General features: G+C 71.5%; 17 protein-coding genes. 5 read left to right on the top strand and 12 right to left on the bottom strand.

The genetic code is table 11. The annotated features are described in order from the left end of the window. The first annotated feature begins 21 nt into the window (after positions 1 to 21). From OG841_RS05030 to OG841_RS05020, 3 genes are all read left to right on the top strand, one after another. Entirely contained in the window at positions 22 to 267 is a 246-nt protein-coding gene (locus OG841_RS05030) for a hypothetical protein (RefSeq protein WP_057612978.1), read from the top strand. Positions 268 to 270: 3 nt separating this feature from the next. After that, positions 271 to 648 (top strand): toxin Doc, encoded by a 378-nt coding sequence (locus OG841_RS05025; RefSeq protein WP_328642588.1) that lies wholly within the window; start codon positions 271 to 273, stop codon positions 646 to 648. A 533-nt stretch (positions 649 to 1,181) separates the two neighbouring features. Then, positions 1,182 to 2,798 carry an RICIN domain-containing protein gene (locus OG841_RS05020; RefSeq protein ID WP_328642589.1) on the top strand — a complete coding sequence of 539 codons (1,617 nt, stop codon included), beginning with the start codon at positions 1,182 to 1,184 and terminating at the stop codon, positions 2,796 to 2,798. A gap of 35 nt (positions 2,799 to 2,833) precedes the next feature. Here the strand turns inward: OG841_RS05020 and OG841_RS05015 are convergent, their stop codons facing one another. From OG841_RS05015 to OG841_RS05005, 3 genes are all read right to left on the bottom strand, one after another. Continuing rightward, positions 2,834 to 4,003, bottom strand: a complete 1,170-nt coding sequence (locus OG841_RS05015) for a lactate 2-monooxygenase (protein WP_371563714.1) — start codon at positions 4,001 to 4,003, stop codon at positions 2,834 to 2,836. Positions 4,004 to 4,061: 58 nt separating this feature from the next. Continuing rightward, the gene (locus OG841_RS05010; protein WP_365120164.1) at positions 4,062 to 4,769 is read right to left on the bottom strand and encodes an alpha/beta fold hydrolase; all 708 of its coding nucleotides are present in this window, start codon (positions 4,767 to 4,769) and stop codon (positions 4,062 to 4,064) included. Between the two features lie 177 nt (positions 4,770 to 4,946). After that, a complete protein-coding gene (locus tag OG841_RS05005) occupies positions 4,947 to 5,510 on the bottom strand; it encodes a hypothetical protein (RefSeq protein ID WP_365120162.1) in 564 nt (187 codons plus the stop codon). Between the two features lie 322 nt (positions 5,511 to 5,832). Here OG841_RS05005 and OG841_RS05000 point away from each other — a divergent pair, with 322 nt between their 5' ends. Then, entirely contained in the window at positions 5,833 to 6,264 is a 432-nt protein-coding gene (locus tag OG841_RS05000; RefSeq protein WP_328642593.1) for a protease inhibitor, read from the top strand. Between the two features lie 134 nt (positions 6,265 to 6,398). Here the strand turns inward: OG841_RS05000 and OG841_RS04995 are convergent, their stop codons facing one another. From OG841_RS04995 to OG841_RS04970, 6 genes are all read right to left on the bottom strand, one after another. Further along, positions 6,399 to 6,659: a hypothetical protein gene (locus tag OG841_RS04995; protein WP_365120161.1), complete on the bottom strand. Its 261-nt coding sequence runs from the start codon at positions 6,657 to 6,659 to the stop codon at positions 6,399 to 6,401. 36 nt (positions 6,660 to 6,695) lie between these two features. Beyond that, positions 6,696 to 6,905, bottom strand: a complete 210-nt coding sequence (locus tag OG841_RS04990) for a CDGSH iron-sulfur domain-containing protein (RefSeq protein ID WP_059204229.1) — start codon at positions 6,903 to 6,905, stop codon at positions 6,696 to 6,698. After that, positions 6,886 to 7,581 carry a HemK2/MTQ2 family protein methyltransferase gene (locus OG841_RS04985; protein WP_328642595.1) on the bottom strand — a complete coding sequence of 232 codons (696 nt, stop codon included), beginning with the start codon at positions 7,579 to 7,581 and terminating at the stop codon, positions 6,886 to 6,888. Before OG841_RS04985 ends, OG841_RS04990 begins: the two co-directional genes overlap by 20 nt. Beyond that, positions 7,582 to 8,595, bottom strand: coding sequence for an iron-containing redox enzyme family protein (locus tag OG841_RS04980; protein ID WP_328642596.1), 1,014 nt, complete (start codon positions 8,593 to 8,595; stop codon positions 7,582 to 7,584). It abuts the gene before it with no gap. 181 nt (positions 8,596 to 8,776) lie between these two features. Next, the gene (locus OG841_RS04975) at positions 8,777 to 9,787 is read right to left on the bottom strand and encodes a Ppx/GppA phosphatase family protein (protein WP_328642597.1); all 1,011 of its coding nucleotides are present in this window, start codon (positions 9,785 to 9,787) and stop codon (positions 8,777 to 8,779) included. Positions 9,788 to 9,983: 196 nt separating this feature from the next. Further along, entirely contained in the window at positions 9,984 to 11,486 is a 1,503-nt protein-coding gene (locus OG841_RS04970) for an MFS transporter (RefSeq protein ID WP_371563704.1), read from the bottom strand. Positions 11,487 to 11,671: 185 nt separating this feature from the next. Here OG841_RS04970 and OG841_RS04965 point away from each other — a divergent pair, with 185 nt between their 5' ends. Then, positions 11,672 to 12,181: an SRPBCC family protein gene (locus tag OG841_RS04965; protein ID WP_371563702.1), complete on the top strand. Its 510-nt coding sequence runs from the start codon at positions 11,672 to 11,674 to the stop codon at positions 12,179 to 12,181. A 19-nt stretch (positions 12,182 to 12,200) separates the two neighbouring features. Here OG841_RS04965 and OG841_RS04960 read toward each other — a convergent pair whose 3' ends face one another. The 3 genes from OG841_RS04960 to OG841_RS04950 are packed head-to-tail and all read right to left on the bottom strand — an operon-like array spanning position 12,201 to position 18,041. Continuing rightward, entirely contained in the window at positions 12,201 to 15,014 is a 2,814-nt protein-coding gene (locus OG841_RS04960; protein WP_328642600.1) for an NHLP bacteriocin export ABC transporter permease/ATPase subunit, read from the bottom strand. A 1-nt stretch (position 15,015) separates the two neighbouring features. Beyond that, the gene (locus OG841_RS04955; RefSeq protein ID WP_371563699.1) at positions 15,016 to 17,238 is read right to left on the bottom strand and encodes an NHLP family bacteriocin export ABC transporter peptidase/permease/ATPase subunit; all 2,223 of its coding nucleotides are present in this window, start codon (positions 17,236 to 17,238) and stop codon (positions 15,016 to 15,018) included. Next, entirely contained in the window at positions 17,235 to 18,041 is an 807-nt protein-coding gene (locus tag OG841_RS04950) for an HlyD family efflux transporter periplasmic adaptor subunit (RefSeq protein ID WP_328642602.1), read from the bottom strand. Before OG841_RS04950 ends, OG841_RS04955 begins: the two co-directional genes overlap by 4 nt. Positions 18,042 to 18,093 lie beyond the last annotated feature (52 nt).

The raw sequence follows: 18,093 nt of genomic DNA, 5'->3' as shown, positions 1-18,093 counted from the left end.
CCCGCGCGGTACCGTGAAGGCATGCCAGCTCTCAACGTGGAGTTCAGCGATCGCGAGCTAGAGGACCTGCGGCAGATCGCCAAGGAGCGCGGTACGTCGATGAAGGCCCTCGTACGGGAGGCCGCCGCGGCCGACATCGCCCGGCACCGGGCCCTGAAGGAAGGCGCGGAAGCGTTCCGCCGGTTCTTCTCCGCCCACGCCGACGAGTTCGCCGCCGCCTTCCCGGAGGACGAACCGGCCGCCAGGGGCGCGGGGCGGGTCGGCTGACCGATGGCGTCCGTCGTTCACATCGACGTGCCCTGGCTGCTGCAGCGGCACGAAGAGGTCATGCCCGACCAGCCCACGATCAACGACTTCTCGGCCCTCGTCGCGGCCGTCGCCCGGCATCGCGTCGACCCGCCCCGCCTGGGCGTCGACTCCGACCCGGCCTGGCGCGCCGCCGCCCTTCTGCACACCCTGGCCCTGCTCAAGCCCTTACCGTCGGCCAACGCCCGCTTCGCCTGCGCCACCGCCGTGGCCTACATGTTCGTCAGCGGCGTCGGCATCGACCCGCCCTACGGCGCCCTCGTCGATCTCGCCCGCGATCTGATCTCCGGCAAGACCGATGTGTACGGGGCGGCGGACCGGCTGCGCTCCTGGCAGATCTGAGGCCGGCAGCCGATCCGGCTCCGGATCGGAGTGCCGGGCCGGACGGCGACCGTCCCGCCCCCCGGGGCCGCCGACCGAGGGCGGGAGGAAGGGGGTCGGCGGCCGGGGGTTCGCGCGGGAGAGCCGCCGTCCTGCGCGGGGCCTCCGAGGAGGGCCGCCTCCAGTGGACTACCGGTCGCCGCGCGGAGGGAGCGTGCGTCGCGCTCCGGCGCGTGCGCGTGTTTCACACGGGGCGCGTGGAATGTCGAAAGCCGGTGCGAGCGCACGCAGTTGCGACTCCCTCTGGCTGTCTTTCAATTGGCGCGGATGTTGCTCGGGTGCCCTTGTTGGCCGTGAGTGACTTGTGCAAGGGTGAACCACCTATGTGGGGGGCAAGGGCCGGGTCGCATTCGTCCCGTGGGGAACCGGGGTGGAGGGGCGTCGGCGAATTCGTGCTTCCCACACCCGCGCCCAAAAGGGATGCCCCGTTCGGCACTTCTTTTCGGCAACGAGAACTTCTGTGAGTCCCATGTCTGTGGGAAGGAAACCGCTCAGTGCCAACCCCCCACCCACCGCTCCCTCCTTACCCGCCGCCCGGCGGTGCCTCCGGAGAATCCGACGAGGATCTCGCCGCCCGACTCAGGGGCCGTCCCGACGGCGAGGCCGCCCAGGCCGTCGCGCTCCTCATGGCGCGCCACTGGAAACCGGCGCACGAGTACGCGGTCATCTGTCTCGCCTCCCCGTCCGAGACCGCATCCATGGTGGCCGCGGCCGCCTTCCACCAGGTCCTGGACCGGCTGGCGCTCGGCGAACCGGCGCTCGCGCTGCGCCCCAGAACCCTCGTGGCCGTGCGGGACACGGTCAGGGAGTGGACGGCCGAGGACCGGATCACCGGTGTTCTGCCGGACCTGGTGAAACCGAACGGCGGCCGCGGTATGCGGACCGCGAAGTCCATGACCCCCGAAAATCGCAAGCTCGCCGAGCGGTCATTCCAGTCCCTTCCCGGACTCGCCCGCTGCCTGCTGTGGCACACCGAGGTGGAGGCGGAGTCGATTGTCGTGCCCGCCGCGCTCCTCGGCATGGCCACCGACACCGCGTCGGCGGCGCTCGAACAGGCGCGTGAAAAATTCCGTGAAGGGTGTGTACATGCCCATCGGGAACTCGCGCCGACCAAGGATTGCCGCTTCTACAACCGGCTCCTCGACGTTCCGATTCGCCGCGGCGGAGCCCTGCTGCCGGATGTCCAGCAGCATCTCGCCGAGTGCCGCTACTGCCGTTCCGCCGCGGAACAACTGAGCCATTTCGAGGGTGGCTTGGGCGTGCTGATCGCCGAGGCGGTGCTCGGCTGGGGTGCCCGTCGCTATCTCGAACTGCGCGCCGGGCGTACGCCCCGGACGGAGACCCGCAGCCGGGGCACCGGCCGGCACGGCGCGGAACGCCGCCGCATCCTCGCGCGCATCCCCACCCCCGGCCGCCGCGCCCCCGGCGAGGGCGGTGGCCTGCGGTCCTCACGGACGCTGCTCACCGGAGTGGGCCTCACCTCCGCCGGCCTCCTCGCGGCCATGCTCGCCGCCGGGCTGTGGTCGCACGACGGCGGTGCCGACCCCGCAGCCTCCACCAGCGCCACCGGCGGCGACACGGCCCCGGGTGTCGACACGCAGACGCCCGGCACCGCCCAGCTGCCCACCGCACCGGCGGTGACCCGGCTGCGCAACGCCGCCGCCGACCTCTGCCTGGACGTCCGGGGCACGGTGAAGGAGGGCGCCGGCACCGAACTGGCGGCCTGCTCGGCCGAGCGGACCCAGCAGTGGTCGTACGAGAAGGACGGTCTGCTGCGCAGCGAGGCCGATCCGGAGCTGTGCCTGGACTCGCGCGGGGACGCGGGCGTGGTCATCCTCGGCACCTGTGCGGGCGACAGGGCGAAGCGGGCCGACGACGTGCGCTACGACCTCACCGTGCAGGGGGAGTTACTGCCCCGCTGGGACGAGCAGCTCGCCCTCGCCTCCACCACCGGGGACCCGGGCGCCGACGTCGTCGTCAAGGTCCGCGACCACTCGGACCAGCAGCGCTGGCTGACCGACCCGACCTCCAGCGCAAGCCCCGGCTCGCTGTCGGTCACCGGGAGCGAGGCTCCGCAGGCCCGGCCCGCGGAGCTCATGGACCGGATCTAGGAACCAGGGAGGCCTCCGCTCACGGAGGCCTCCCCTCAGGCGGGGCCCTCCATGAGATCGTCGGGGCCGACCGTCGCCGGTGTCGCGTGTCCGCAGAGCGCGAGCGTGAGGTCCAGTTCCGCGAGCAGACAGCGGATCACGTGCTCGACGCCCGGCTGTCCGTCCAGGCCGAGGCCGTAGACGTACGGTCGCCCGAGGAGCACCGCGCGGGCGCCGAGCGCGAGGGCCTTGAAGACGTCGTCCCCGGTGCGGATGCCGCTGTCGAAGAGGACCGTGAGCCGGTCACCGACCGCCTCCACCACCCGCGGCAGCGCGTCGGCCGCCGCGACCGACCCGGCCACCTGGCGGCCGCCGTGGTTGGACACCACGATCCCGTCCATCCCGGCGTCGGCGGCGAGGCGGGCGTCGTCCGGGTGCAGTACGCCCTTCAGGACGATCGGCCCCTCCCAGTGCTCCCGCAGGAACGCGAGGTCGGGCCAGGTCTTGCCGGGGTCCGCGAACATGCTGACGAAGTGCAGCACGGCCGCGTTGGGGTCCTCGTGCACCGGCTTGGCCAGACCCGCCCGGAAGGCCGGGTCGGAGAAGTAGTTGGCGGTGCCCACGCCGTGCAGGAACGGCAGATACGCCTGGTCGAGATCGCGGGGACGCCAGGACAGCAGCGGAGTGTCCAGCGTGACGACCAGGGCCGTGAACCCGGCAGCCCTGGCCCGGCTCAGGAAGCTCAGCGCCACCTGCGGGTCCTTCGGCCAGTACAGCTGGAACCAGCGCTCGGCGTCCCCCATCGCCTCGGCGACCTGCTCCAGGGGCGTGCTGGAGGCGGACGACAGGATGTACGGCACGCCCTGTGCCGCCGCTGCCCGGGCCGCCGCCGACTCCGCCTCCGGGTGCATGATCGACAGGACGCCGACCGGCGCCAGCGCCAGCGGGGCGGGCAGGACACGCCCCAACACCTCGACGGACAGGTCGCGTTCGTGGACGTCCCGCAGCATGCGCGGGACGATCCGGCGCCGCTCCAGCGCCGCCCGGTTCGCCCGCGCCGTACTGCCGTCGCCCGCACTGCCCGCGACATAGCCCACCGGACCGGGGCCGAGGCGCTGCTCGGTGAGTTCCTCCAGCCGGGTCAGGTCGGTGGGCAGCCGGGGCACCGCACCCGACATCCCGCCCAGGTAGATCTCGTACTGGAAGTCCGCCCAGTGCTTGGCCATTCGTCCGAACCGCCTCTCGTCGTCGAGTGCGCTGACGATATCGGCGGGCGGGCGCCGGTCAGGAGGGGAGGGCCGAGGCCGGGACGGACTCGGCGAGAATCCGGGCCAGTTCGCGCGGCTGGGAGAACATCGGCCAGTGGCCGGTGTCCATCTCGACCAGTTCCCAGCGCTCGCTCTTGAGCAGCTCGGCCACGACGGGCATCGGCTCCTCGTCGTCGAGGAGGCACTTGATGTAGGTCGCCGGAAGCTCGCCCAGGGGACGCGTGAGGACGGCGGGCTCGGAGAGCGTCGCGCCCGGGTGCGGGGACGAGCGGTCGATGATCCGGGCGATCTGCTCGTCCGTCAGACCCTGGCCGGCGTAGTGCTCCGGGCCCGCGGGCAGCCAGAAGCCGTCGTTCTCCTCGATCGCCTTGCGGACGCGGTCGCTCGGCCATCCCGACAGGAACGACTCCCCGTCGACGGGCACGCTGGAGTCCACGAACACCACCCGCGCGAGCCGGTCGCCGATCCTCTCGGCTGCCTGTCCCACGGGTATGCCGGAATAGCTGTGCCCGACCAGCACCACCTCGCGCAGGTCCAGCCGCTCCACCTCGTCGACGATGTCCCGCACATGGGTCTGCTGTCCCGCGGGCACGCCCCGCTTCTCGGCGAGGCCCGACAACGTCAGCGGACGCGGTTCGTGCCCGGCCGCGCGCAGCTCGGCCGCGACCCCGTCCCACGCCGACGCTCCGAGCCTCGCGCCCGCCACCAGTACGAAGTTGGTCATGCCCGCAATCTAGCCGAGGGCACCGACACCGCCCCCGGCCCGGTGATCGGCGGCAGCGGCACCTTTCCCGTGCGGGCCGACCGCCCCCCTCGGTGTCATGCCCCGGTTCCAGCCGGGCGTGAACCAGTAACGGCCGCCGAGCGGTTGCCGTCCTGCTGGGGTGTGCCGACCGTACGGTCATCCGTCTTCCGGGTCTCCGGTGGAGGAATCTGCCACCTCCTCGCTGTCCGGACCCCGCTCCCGCACCCGCTGGACGTGTTCCAGGGAGTCGCGCAGCTCGGCGAGCCAGTCGTCGGTGTGCCGCTGGACCAGCCGGACGCACCAGGCGAGGGCATCGCTGCGGCTGCGGGCGACCCCGCCGGCGATCAGGGTGTCCAGGACCTGGCGCTCGGGCTGGCGCAGCCGGGTCATGACGGGCGCGGCCACATGCGTGAACAGGACGCGCTCGCCGTCGCACTCCACGCCCCAGGACACCTTCCGGCGGAACTTGTGCTCGGCCTCGCGGGCGACCTCGATGCGCTCGTCCCGGGTGCGCTCCCGGAACTCCTGGATCCTGCCCTGCACGGCCGCCTCCCGCTCGGCCGCCGAGACGTCCTCCGTGAGCCGGGGGCCGGGTATGCGGCCGATCACGGTGATCTCCTCGCGGTCGACGACCACCTCGGCCAAGGTCTCGAAGAGGTCGTCGGGCAACCGGCCGGTGAACCAGCCGCGCAGCTTCTCTCGTTGCTCGTCAGTAATCATGTAATGACGATTACTCCATTGCTCCAGGAACGCAAGAGGCCGTGACGGTGTGCGCTGACGGCTGAAGCGGAATGTTTCAGGCCTATTGCTGAGGCGGGGTATTCAGGCCATCCGGCCGGATCGGGCGATCAAGAACCGCCCGGTTGGGGGGCTCGGCTGTTCGGATGATGTGACTTCACGCCACTGATTCAACACACAAGGTTACTGAAAGTTGTGGGGTCGATGTGAAGTTCGGGCCAGGACTCGGCAGACTCGCGCTCGCCGCTCCGGCACCGACCGAGCCGGAGGGCACACCCTCGAATCCAGCGGAAGGATGCACACAATGCGGAACACCGCGCGCTGGGCAGCGACCCTCGGCCTCACGGCCACCGCCGTCTGCGGACCCCTGACCGGGGCCGCCCTCGCCGAACCGGCCGCCGCCTCGGGCCTCTACGCTCCCTCGGCCCTCGTGCTCACCCTCGGCCATGGCGACAGTGCCGCCACCGTCACCCCCGAACGCGCCGTGACCCTGACCTGCGCCCCGACCTCCTCGGGTACCCATCCGGCAGCGCCCCTGGCCTGCGCCGAACTGCGGGCCGTGGGAGGGGATTTCGACGCCCTCGGGGGCACATCCGACGCCCTGTGCACCAAGGAGTACGCCCCCGTGGTGGTCACGGTCGACGGCGTATGGCGGGGCAAGCGGGTCTCCTACGAACGCACCTTCGCCAACGAGTGCGTGAAGAGCTCCTACGGGTCGAGCGTCTTCGCGTTCTGAGAGACCGGGATCGCGAGGTCGCCGTGACCTGCCCGAGGGGCCCGCAGTTGGGGAGTGCCGTCCCTCTCACGGAACCCCGTGATCCCGCACCGAGGGCCGGCGGACGGAGTGGGGCCGTCCGCCGGACCCTCGGTTCACGCCTTCTCCGGGAACCCGGGAGCTGGAGGAGCAGTGGGAATCGGCGCCACAGGCCGCAGCGCGCAGCAGCCGGTGCAGGCGCGGCCCGTCGGTGGCCACGCGCAGCCGCCCGACCCGAGGAACGACAACTGTCGCAGGTCGACCGGTACATCGGGCCGGTCGATCGCGGTCGCCGCGTCCAGATGCTCCCCGAGGCAGTCCGCCGTCGCGAGGTCGATCCCGACGACCGCCTCCACCACCGTGAACCCGGCGTTCAAGCCGGACTCCGGCGTCCTGCGAGGGACGCATCGTGTCTAGGAGCGGGTCCGCTCCCGGTGGCTGGTGTCGCACCACGGATAGCGACGACTGCGCCGACAGGTGCACAGAGCCACCCGGAAGCGGTCGGAGACGACGGTGCTGCCGTCCTCCAGTTCCACTTCCACGGGGCCCTCCACGAGCAGCGGGCCCCGGTGCTGAACCCGGATGCGGCGCGGACGGTCGGAGTCAGAGGGGGAGTTCGGCACGGACGACCACCAGCTCTTCCTTTTCGTCGTGGGCGGCGTCGGCGGACAGCAGGCCGCGCTCACGCAGCCATGCCTCCCGGGTACGCAGCACCGGTCCGAACGCGATGCGGCGCCGGCGGGTCACGGCGGCCTTGAGGCCCGCCGCGCGCAGATGCCCCACCGTCCGTCCGGAGTCGCTCAGTTCGGAGTGCACGATCAGCAGCACCCCTCCGGGGCGCAGCAGGGCGGGCGCCTCACGGCAGACGCGGTCCAGCACGAACCGCCCGTCGTGGCCCGCGTCCCAGGCCCGCGCCCTTCCGCGCGGTGGCCGGGCGTCCGTCGGCGCCGGCACGTACGGCGGATTGGTCAGGATGAGGTCGAACGACTGGTCCCGCACGGGGTGGAAGAGGTTCCCGCGCCGGACCCGGACCCGCGCGCCGGTCAGCCAGGCGTTCGCCCGGGCCGTGCACACCGCCCGCCACGACACGTCGACCGCGGTCACCCGGCTGCCCCGGCGCGCCGCCTGGAGAGCGAGGGCACCGGTCCCGGTGCCCACGTCCAGAACGTCCGCGCCCGGTGGCAGGGGCTCTTCGGACAGGGCCCCGGCCAGGAGCGCGGTGTCTTCCTGAGGGGTGTAGACACCGGGAAGGACCAGAGGGGGAAACAGTGATCTCACGCTGCCCAGGTACCCCGACATTCAGGAAATATGGTGGATTTCGGAAAGCGTGGGGGTGCGCAGCGACGAGCGTCCGTCCGCCCAGTCGCGCAGAAGGCGTTCGGCGAGACGGTCCTCGACAAGGCCGGTGACGTCGATACCGAAGGCGACGTCGGGGGCGAGGTGCGGTTCCTCGGCCAGCAGACCGCCGATGACCTCGTGGCGTACGACCTGCTCGTGGACGGCGTCGGCCTCGACGTGCTCGTCGTAGAAGTGCTCGGCGGCCGGTCCCGCGCCGGTGCGGCGCATCGCCTCGGCGAGTCGCCGGGAGCCGGGGGAGGAGGTGATCTCGACCGCCGCGAAGTGGCCCACGAGAGCTCCGCGCAGGCTGCGGTGCAGGCCCAGCAGGGACATGAGGTTCACCGTCGCGAGCATCTCCGCGCAGGCCGCCTCCAGGTAGTACCCGTACGTCGTGTCCAGGCCCAGGTCCGTCATCAGGTCGGCGAACAGCCGGGCGTGGACGCGGTCGGGGCGGCCGCCGCCGAACTCGTCGAACTCCACCGCCGCCATGCCCGCCTTGGCCCGGCCCCACAGCCGAGGCAGCACCCACGCGTGCGGGTCGGCCTCCTTGAGGTGGTAGAGCGAGCGCTGGGCCGCGTATTCGCGTACGTGCCACAGCTCGCCCTCCCTGCTCAGGAAATGGCTGAGTCCCGTGCCGTCGACCGGTTCCACGAGAAGCCCGGCGAGCGCGTCCTCGACGCTGTCGTGGACCGCGGTGTCCGTGCGCAGGGCGGACAGGAAGCGGTGTTCCAGGACCGCCCTGGTGCGCAGCAGCCCGGGGTCCCACTCGTGGTCGGAGGAGACGCCCGAGAAGCCGCGGTAGTGCAGTTCGTAGCAGATGTACAGGGCGAGCTGGAGGTCGTCGCCGTACACGTCCGCGCCTGCGACGGTCTCGTGACGCGGCAGCGGTCCGGCGCCGAGCAGATACTCCTGGACGGCGGCGGAGACCGGGCCCCGGGCCGGCGGCAGCGGAGGTTCTCGGCGGTCGTGATCCATGCGCCCCGGGTACCCGTGAAGCGGGAGGTCACCCGCCTGTCGGGAGGGGGCCGGGGGCGTCGTCGCCGGCGGCACGCCCGCCGGGCGCGCCGCCGGTGGGTCACCGCCAACACCCGGACGCCTCCTGCGCCCGGGTGTTGGCGGTGACGGCGTCAGCGGATCCTTCCCTTCTTCTGTTCGTTCAGGTCGTGGCGGTCGCGATGCGCAGGGGGACCGGCGCCGGGGGAGGGGTGTGCTCCTCGTTGCGGCGGGCGATCTCGGCCCACCAGGAGGCGCCGTCCTCGATGTGCCGCAACAGGACCCCCTCGCGGATCGCCCAGGGACAGATGGTGACGGTCCTGACGCCGGTGAGTTTCATCGCCGTGTGCCCGACCACCGCACCGGCCAGGCTCTGCGCGGCGCGCGGTGCGGAGATGCCGGGGAGTTCGGCCCGCCGCGCGGCCGGGAGGGCGGCCAGAGCGTCGATGGCCTCCCGCAGGTCGGCGCGGTGCATGCGCCGCTCCACGAACGGACCACGGCGGCCGGGCTGGGTGCCGCACAGCCGTCCCAGCTGCTCGAAGGTGCGCGAGGTGGCCACCGCGGTGCGCGGTCCCTCCCAGCGGATCCGCGACGCCACGTCCCGCAGCTGGTGCCGGACCTTGCGGCGCAGTGCCCGCATCGCCTCCGGGGGCGGCGGGTCCTGCCCCTCGAAGAACTCATGGGTCAGCCGGCCCGCGCCCAGCGGCAGCGAGGCCACGTAGTCCGGCAACCGGCCGCGTCCGAAGGCGACTTCGAGCGACCCGCCGCCGATGTCGAACAGCGCGAGCGGCCCCGAACGCCAGCCCATCCAGCGCCGTGCCCCGAGGAACGTGAGCTCCGCCTCCATCTCGCCCGGCAGGGTGTACAGCCCGACACCGGTCCGGGTACGGACGGTGCGCAGCACCTCCTGACGGTTCGGCGCCGACCGCACAATGGCGGTCGCGAAGGCCAGCGGCCCGGCCGCACCCCACCTGGCGGCGGTCCGGCTCGCCCCTTCCACCGCCTCCACCAGCCGCTCCACGGCCTCCTCGGGGACCGGTCCGCCCGGCCGTACATGATCGGAGAGTCTCAGTCGCCACTTCGCCGTGTGCACCGGCAGTGGCACTCCGCCCTCGGCGTCCGCCACCACCAGCCGGACCGTGTTCGACCCCACATCCACCACGCTTATCCGCATGGACGTGTGGGTACCCAGGGACGACCGCCTCCAACGCCGGTCGTCCCGTCAGGGCGTCGCTCTCGGCCACCGGTTCGGCACGCCGCGTCGATATCTCCCGTAGGCGCGCCCGGCCACCTGGCGGAGAACCACGAGAGGGGCCGCCGTCTCCCTGCTGACGGCGGCCCCTCGGACCAAGCGGCTCCTGCTGCGGTTCCTACATGTGTACGACGGGTGCGGCGTCCGCGTCCTGCTCCGGCACCCCGCGCCGGAAGAGCAGGAAGGTGATCAGCGCGCCGACGGCGAAGAGGCCGGCTGACCACCAGAAGGCGGTGGTGTAGCTCTCGATGGTCGCCCGGGCCTGGACCAGCTTGTTCGTCGGGTCCTTGCCGGCCAGGTAGTCGGTGGCGGCGCTCGCGGCCAGCGTGTTCAGCAGCGCGGTGCCGATCGAACCGCCCACCTGCTGCATGGCGTTGACGGTGGCCGAGGCCACTCCGGCGTCCTCGGCCGCGACCCCGCCGGTGGCCAGTTGCATGGCCGGCGGCATGACCAGGCCGAGGCCGAAGCCGGTCACGATCAGCTGCGGCAGTACGGCGGACAGGTAGCTGGAGCCGACGCCGATCCCGGTCAGCCAGGCCATGCCGACCGCGGCGACCGCGAAGCCCAGCGGGATGACCACCTTCGGACCGATCCGGGGGACCAGCATGGTGGTGCTGACCTGGGCCGCCACCATCAGGGCGGCGACCATCGGCAGGAAGGCCACACCCGTCTTGGTGGGGCTGAAGCCCAGGTTCAGCTGGAGGTAGTAGGTGAGGAAGAGGAAGACACCGAACATGCCGCCGCCGGAGATCAGCACGGCCAGGAAGGAGGCCGCCCGGTTGCGGTCCAGCAGGATGCGCAGGGGCAGCAGCGGGTGCGCGGCACGGGTCTGCCACCAGGCGAAGGCGGCCAGCAGCGCTCCGCCCGCGACCAGGAAGCCCCAGGTCTCGGGAGAACCCCAGTCGTGCGTCTCGGCGTTGGAGAAGCCGTACACCAGGGAGAAGAGACCGGCGGCCACCAGCAGCGTGCCGGGCACGTCCAGCTTGGAGTTCGCGGCGTCACGGTGGTTGTGCAGCAGCAGCCAGCCGCCCGCGAAGGCGACGACGGCGATGACGACGTTGACGTACAGGGTCCAGCGCCAGTCGAGCGCGTCGGTCAGGACGCCGCCGAGCAGCAGACCCACCGCACCGCCGGCACCGGCGATGGCGCCGTACACGCTGAACGCCCGGGCCCGCTCGCGGGCGTCGGTGAACGTCGTGTTGAGCAGGGACAGCGCGGCCGGCGCGAGGAGCGCGCCGAAGGCGCCCTGCAGCGCGCGGGCGGTGACCAGCATCTCGAAGTTGGTGGCGGCGCCGCCGAGCGCGGAGACGGCCGCGAAGCCGACGACACCGATGAGGAAGGCCGTCTTGCGGCCGAAGAGGTCGGCTATCCGCCCGCCGAGCAGGAGCAGGGAGGCGAACGCCAGCGCGTAGGCCGTGACGATCCACTGCCGGTTGGCGTCGGAGAAACCGAGGTCGGCCTGGGCCGAGGGCAGGGCGATGTTCACGATGGTGGCGTCCAGGACCACCATCAACTGGGCGAGCGCGACGACGGCGAGAATCCACCACCGCTTGGCCGAAGCGTCGGTCGGCGCCTCGACGGCGCCCTCCTGTCCGCTCTCGGTCAGAGTCTTCTGGGACATGGGACAACTCCAGGGAAAGTCGGCTGGGCTCCGGCCCATAAACGAAACCGTTTCGTACACATGGAGGCTAGAGCACTTCGAGCGAAACGGCAACGTTTCGCTGAGGAGGGGAGGGCAGGCATGCGTAATCTGGGTCCAGGTACGGCAGGACGCGCGAGGAAACCGCTCCGAAGGACTGATCCACCATGGCCGCAGACCCCACCGGCACCTATCTGACCCTCGACGACGGCGGCCCGGCCGTCCGCTTCGTCCGCACCTACGACCACCCGGTCGCGCGCGTGTGGCAGTTCGTGACCGACGCCGACGAGCTCGCCCACTGGTTCCCGTCCCGCGCCGAGATCGAGCTGCGACCCGGCGGCACCATCAAGTTCAGCGGCGACCCGCACATGGAGGACTCCACGGGCCGGGTCATCGCCCTCGACGAGCCCCGGCACCTCTCCTTCGCGTGGGGCGGCGACGAGCTGCACTTCGACCTGGAGCCGCTCGACGAGAAGCGGACGCGCTTCACGCTCACCAACGTGCTGAGCGCCGCCGACACCGCCGCCCGCAACGGCGCCGGCTGGGACGTGTGCCTCGCCGGCCTCGACGCGCGGGCCCACGGCCGGAGCCTCGAAGAGCCGCAGTGGAAGGAGCTCTACCAGGCGTACGTCGACGCCGGAGTCCCCTCCGGCGCACCGGTCCCCGGCATGGACTGACCGGGGACGGGCCGACCCCTCACGCCATCTGCCGCCGCACCAGTTCGTGCAGCCGGCCGCCCGTGTCCGCGAGGAGCTGTGCGGGCGGCCCCTGCTGGGCGACCTTGCCGTTCTCCATCACGATCACCCGGTCGGCGTCCAGCACCGTCGACAGCCGGTGGGCGATGACGATCCGGGTGGCGTTGAGGGCCTTGGTGGACTCGATGACCGTGCGCTGGGTGTCGTTGTCCAGGGCGCTGGTCGCCTCGTCGAAGAAAAGGATCCGCGGCCGCCGGATCAACGCCTGGGCGATCATGAGCCGCTGACGCTGGCCGCCGGAGATCGCCCCGCTGCCCGAGACGATGGTGTGCAGCCCCATCGGCATCCGCTGGATGTCCTCCGCGAGCCCTGCCATTGCGGCCGCCGCCATCGCCTCCTCGGGCGTGTACGGCTCGGTGCCGCAGATGACGTCCAGGATGGAGCCGGTGAACGGCTGCGCGTGCTGGAGGACGACACCGCACTGCCGGCGCACCGCCGACTGGTCGAGGGCGGCCAGGTCCTGGCCGTCGTAGAGGACACTCCCGGAGACCGGCCGGTCGAAGCCGATCAGCAGCCGGAGCAGGGTCGACTTGCCGCAGCCGCTCGGGCCGACGATCGCCACGAACTCACCCGGGCGGATCTCGAAGGACACGTCGTCCAGGATCAGGGGACCGTCCTCGGAGTAGCGGAAGGACAGCCTGCGGGCCTCCATCGCGCCGGTGAGCGGCCCCGGCCGGGTGCTCGCGGTGCGCACCTCCGGCTGCGCGTCCAGGACCGGCTTGATCTCCTCGAACAACGGCAGCGCGGCCACCACCGAGACGAAGGCGCCGGTGAGCTGGGTGACCGCGGTCAGCAGCATCGTCACCGAGGTGTTGAAGGTGAGGAACTCGGACGCCGACATCGACCCGCGCGCCGGGCCCGCGAGCAGCATGAACATCAGCAGGGTGCACAGCGGGAGATAGACCGATCCCATCACCGACGTGAGGTTCTTGATCCGGCCGACCTTCTGCTGCAGCTCGCGGCTGCGGGCGAACTCCGAGGCCCAGGCCGCGTACGCGTAGTTCTCCGCCGCCGCCACCCTCAGCTTGGGCAGACCGCGCAGGGTCTGGAAGGCCTGGTTGTTCAGCTTGTTGCTGAGGACGACCAGTCGCCGTTGCCAGCGCACCTGCCAGAGCCCGAGGCCGAGGAAGCCGGCGGCGATGACGACCAGCATGCCGATCGCCGCCATCGCCATCGGGACGCTGTACCAGAACAGCAGTCCCAGGTTCATCGCGCCGACGGTCACCGACTGGGCGACGGTGGGGCCGATGCCCGCCATCATCCGGCGGATCGAGCTGATGCCCATGGCCTGGCTGGCCAGTTCGCCGGTCGAACGCTCGGTGAAGAACTTCGTCGGCAGCCTCAGCAGCCGGTCCCAGACGGCCGGTTGGAGGGTCGCCTCGATACGGCCCTCCAGACGGAGCATGGTGAGGTTCTGCAACAGCATGAAGGCCGCCGTCACCACCCCGCTGACCATCACGGCCAGACACACCTGCACGATCAGAGCGGTCTGGGCCCTCGGCACGAACTCGCCGAGCACCTTGCCGGTCGCGATCGGGACCAACGCGCCGATCGCCACCGTCACCAGACCGCTGAGCAGCAGGTTCGTGACATCGCCGCTGGTCCCGCGCATGCTGAACCGCAGCAGCCCGAGCGGGCTGAGCCTCCGGTCGGGCAGCGGGCGGTAGAACATCACCGCGCGCGGCTCGAACTCCTCCGCGTTGTCCTTCTCGATCGGCGTCTCGCGTCCCGTCGCCGGATGAACGGCCACATAGCCGCCGCGCCGCCACAGCAGCGCGACCGGCGCACCCGACAGCGCCCGGTGGCCCACCAGCGGGCCGACGTTGTCGCGCCACCAACCGCCGTCCAGGCGCACGGACCTGATCCGGACGCGGGAGGCGAGGGCGATTCGCTCGACCGGATCGAGACGGTCGCTCTCGGTGCCGCTGTGCGCGTTCTCGGCGAGCGGGATCCCGGCCGCGTCGGCGGCCAGCTTGCAGGCCGCGTAACTCGCGTCGGCGTCGGCCGTCGTCGTGCGCTGCTTCGACTTGCCGATGGACGCCAGCAGGGTCCGGTCGGCCTGGGCGCGCACGGCCTCACCCGCCTTGATACCCGCGGCCGTCCGGGTCTCGTGGGTGCGCTCCAGCTGCTCGATCCAGCGGTCCAGCGTGGTCAGCAGCCGGTACTGCTGGTCGACCATGGACTGCCAGACCGCCGGGTCCATCAGCAGGTCGGCGGCCGCCTCGGCGCCGTAGAGCGAGCCGTACTGCACGCTGCCCGGCGGCACCTGCATCCAGAACACGTCGTCGTCGGTCGGGGCGGCGGCCCGCTCGTCGGCCATCGGCGCCTGGAAGAGGATGGACAGGCTCCGGCCCACTCCGAGTGCGAGGGCGTACTCCAGCGGGCTCGTCGTCGGCGGTACGTACTGGGGGTTGCCGTACTCGTCGTACGACCACGTCTGGGTGTGCGCGGGCTCGTACAGCTCGCGCAGGCCGATGCGGTGCACCACACAGTCCCTGAGGGGCCGTGCCACCAGGGTGTGCTCCGGCCCCGCCACCGGCCCGAGCAGCAGCGCGCCCGGCTCCAGACGGCCCAGGTGGTGCCAGTGGCCCTGCTGTCCGGCGTCGACCGCGAACAGGTCCACCGCGCCCGACACGACCAGCCAGAGCACCTGCGGCCCCTCGAGGTCGATACGGCTGAAACCGGCGCAGTCGACCCGCGTGCCCATCTGCCCGAGCGCGTTGAGGACCAGGTCACCGTCTTGGGGGGAGGTCATGTCACCGTTCCTTGACCAGCGCCGCGTACGCGCCACCGCGCGCCACCAGCTCCTCGTGCCGCCCGCGTTCCACGATCGTGCCGTGTTGCAGGACGACGATCTCGTCGCTGTCGCGCACGGTGCTGAGCCGGTGCGCGATCACCACACAGGCGCAGCCGCGCTTGCGCAGGTTGTCCATGACGACCAGCTCGGTCTCCGCGTCCAGCGCGCTGGTCACCTCGTCGAGGACCAGGATGCTGGGCCGGCGCACCAACGCCCGCGCGATCTCAAGACGTTGGCGCTGCCCGCCGGAGAAGTTGCGGCCGTCCTGCTCGACCCTGCTGTGGATGCCGCCCGGGCGGTGCATCACCACGTCGTACAGGGCCGCGTCCCGCAGTGCGTCCACCACGGCGTCGTCCGGGATGGACGGGTCCCACAGCGCCACGTTGTCGCGGACCGAACCCTCGAAGAGGAAGACGTCCTGGTCGACGAAGGACACCGAGGACGCGAGCGCGCCGCGCGGAATGTCGTCCAGGCGCTGTCCGTCGATGCGGATCACGCCCTCCCAGGGCGTGTACAGCCCCGAGATCAGCCGGGAGACGGTCGACTTGCCGCTGCCGGAGCCGCCGACCAGCGCCACCTGCTGGCCGGGTCCTACGGTCAGGTCGAAGCCGGTCAGCAGGGGCTTGTCGAGCGGGTTGTAGCCGAAGGTGATGTTCTGCAGCTCGACATGGCCGTGCAGCCTGCGCGTCGAGTCGCCGGCGCCGGGGCGGCCGTAGAGCGGGTCGGCCTTGAAGTTCTCCACGTCCTTCAGCCGGGCCACGTCGGCCGCGAAGTCCTGGATGCGGCCGGCCACGCCGTTGAGGCGGGTGATCGGCGCGGTGAAGCGGGTGACCAGGGCCTGGAAGGCGACCAGCAGACCGACGGAGATACCGCCCTCGATCGCCCGCATGCCGCCGATCCAGAGGATGAGGGCGCTGTTGAAGGTGGCCAGCATCGGGGCGACCACGCCCAGCCAGGCGCTCGGCACACCGAGCCGCTGCTGCTCCTCCAGGGTGGTGGCGTGCTGCCCGGCCCACTTGCGGAAGTAGCCGTCCTCGCCGCCGGTCGCCTTCATCGTCTCGATCAACTGCAGGCCGGTGTAGGCGGTGTTGGTGAGGCGGGCGCTGTCGGCGCGCAGCTTCGCCGTGCGCGTCGCCCGCAGGCGGATGACGACCCGCATGGCCACCACGTTCAGCAGGGCCACACCGATGCCGACATAGGTGAGCTGGGGGTCGTAGGTGTAGAGCAGGATCGCGTAGAGGACGACGACCACGGCGTCGACGCCGGCCGCAGCGAGGTCACGGGCCAGGGTCTCGGCCACCTGGTCGTTGGACTGGAGGCGCTGCACCAGGTCGGCCGGGCTGCGCTGGGAGAAGAACGTCACCGGCAGGCGCAGCAGATGGCGCAGGAAGCGGGCGCTGGACAGCGTCGAGGAGATGATGCGGCCGTGCAGCAGGTTCGCCTGCTGGAGCCAGGTCAGGGCCAGGGTGAGGGCCACACAGGCCCCCATCGACGCGAACAGCACGCCGAGCAGCGAGGTCTGCCCGCCGATCAGGAACATGTCGATGTAGGTGCGGCTCAGCGCGGGAGTGGCCGCGCCGACCAGCACCAGCAGCAGGCTCGCCAGCACCGCCGTCGGCATGGTGCCCGCGGTGCCGCGCAGCCGGGCCGGCATCGCGCCGAGAACACCCGGCTTGCGGCCGCCCCTGGTGAAGCCCTCGCCGGGCTCCATCACCAGCACGACGCCGGTGAAGCTGCCGTCGAAGTCCTCCATCGGGACGAAACGGCGGCCCTTGCCGGGGTCGTTGATGTAGACACCGCGGCGGCCGAAGCGGCGGCCCATGCCGTCGTAGACGACGTAGTGGTTGAACTCCCAGAACAGCACCGCCGGCGTCTTGACCTCGGCGAGTGCGGCCGTGTCCATCTGCATGCCCTTGGCCGTCAGGCCGTAACTGCGGGCCGCCTTGAGGAGATTGCTGGCGCGCGAGCCGTCCCGGGAGACACCGCAGGCGATGCGCAGCTCCTCCAGCGGGACGTGCTTGCCGTAGTGGCCGAGCACCATCGCGAGAGAGGCGGCGCCACATTCCACGGCCTCCATCTGGAGGACGGTCGGCGTACGGACCGTCTTCGCCTTCCCCTTGGGGATCGGGCGTCTGGGCGGGGCGGAGCGGCGCCTGCTCCGGGTGTCCTGTGCGGTGCTCACGGCAGCAGCCAATCGACGGGACGCTGATCGGCCAGCCGGATCGAACCCGAGGCCACGGTCATGGAGGTGAGGGCGAACGGCGGGCCCTCGGCGGAGGACCACCGGTAACCGCTCTTCGTGCTCCTGGACTTGTCCAGCCTCACGAGTACGGCGACCGGCCGGCCGTCCTTGGTGAACTGCTCGCCGAGCTGGCTGTCCCCGAGGAACGCGGCGATCTGCTGCGCCGACTGGGCCGAGCGGTCCACCGACTTCACATGACCGCGCAGCACGCCGTACTCCTGGCTGGGCACCGAGGAGACGGTCAGATCCACGGCGGCGTCCTCGGGAATGGAGGCCGCGTTCTCGGCGGGCACATAGACGGTGGCGTACATCGGATCGGAGGCGTGGGAGACCTTCTCCACGGCGGCGACGTTAGCGCCGGTCGAGATGATCTGCCCGATGGTGGCCGCCAGCGCGGTGAGCCGACCCGCGGCGACCGTGCGGACGACGGTGTCGCCCTCGGACGTACGGACCTTCAGTACGGGGGAGTTGGCCGGCAGCTGGGTGCCCTCCTTGGCGATCACCTGCGTGACCTGCCCCGCGACCGGGCTCTGCAGGATGTAACTGCCCTGCCCGTGCGTGAGGATGGCGGGCGCGCTCACCGTGGAGGCCACCGAACCGGTCACCGCCCACACGGAGGCGGCGGCCATCACGACCACCGTCACCGACATCACCAGCCAGCCCTGCGGACGGGCGAAGCGCACCGGAAGGTCGAGCTCCTCCGGTGACTGGAGCTTGGCGAGGGCCTGTTGGCGGAACTGCACGGGTCTTCCCTCACCTGCGAAAGCTGCGAATGCTGCCAATGAGAAAGGACCG

The organism is Streptomyces canus, from assembly GCF_041435015.1.
GTDB lineage: Bacteria > Actinomycetota > Actinomycetes > Streptomycetales > Streptomycetaceae > Streptomyces > Streptomyces canus_G.
Note: the sequence above shows the minus strand (reverse complement) of the source record. Positions and strands in the feature narration are given on the sequence as shown.

Coding starts and splice junctions, on each gene's coding strand:
- OG841_RS05025 (WP_328642588.1), top strand. CDS start 271: ATGGCGTCCGTCGTTCACATCGACGTGCCCTGGCTGCTGCAGCGGCAC.
- OG841_RS04970 (WP_371563704.1), bottom strand. CDS start 11,486: ATGTCCCAGAAGACTCTGACCGAGAGCGGACAGGAGGGCGCCGTCGAG.
- OG841_RS05030 (WP_057612978.1), top strand. CDS start 22: ATGCCAGCTCTCAACGTGGAGTTCAGCGATCGCGAGCTAGAGGACCTG.
- OG841_RS04960 (WP_328642600.1), bottom strand. CDS start 15,014: ATGACCTCCCCCCAAGACGGTGACCTGGTCCTCAACGCGCTCGGGCAG.
- OG841_RS04975 (WP_328642597.1), bottom strand. CDS start 9,787: ATGCGGATAAGCGTGGTGGATGTGGGGTCGAACACGGTCCGGCTGGTG.
- OG841_RS04980 (WP_328642596.1), bottom strand. CDS start 8,595: ATGGATCACGACCGCCGAGAACCTCCGCTGCCGCCGGCCCGGGGCCCG.
- OG841_RS04985 (WP_328642595.1), bottom strand. CDS start 7,581: ATGTCGGGGTACCTGGGCAGCGTGAGATCACTGTTTCCCCCTCTGGTC.
- OG841_RS05000 (WP_328642593.1), top strand. CDS start 5,833: ATGCGGAACACCGCGCGCTGGGCAGCGACCCTCGGCCTCACGGCCACC.
- OG841_RS04965 (WP_371563702.1), top strand. CDS start 11,672: ATGGCCGCAGACCCCACCGGCACCTATCTGACCCTCGACGACGGCGGC.
- OG841_RS05005 (WP_365120162.1), bottom strand. CDS start 5,510: ATGATTACTGACGAGCAACGAGAGAAGCTGCGCGGCTGGTTCACCGGC.
- OG841_RS05015 (WP_371563714.1), bottom strand. CDS start 4,003: ATGGCCAAGCACTGGGCGGACTTCCAGTACGAGATCTACCTGGGCGGG.
- OG841_RS05010 (WP_365120164.1), bottom strand. CDS start 4,769: ATGACCAACTTCGTACTGGTGGCGGGCGCGAGGCTCGGAGCGTCGGCG.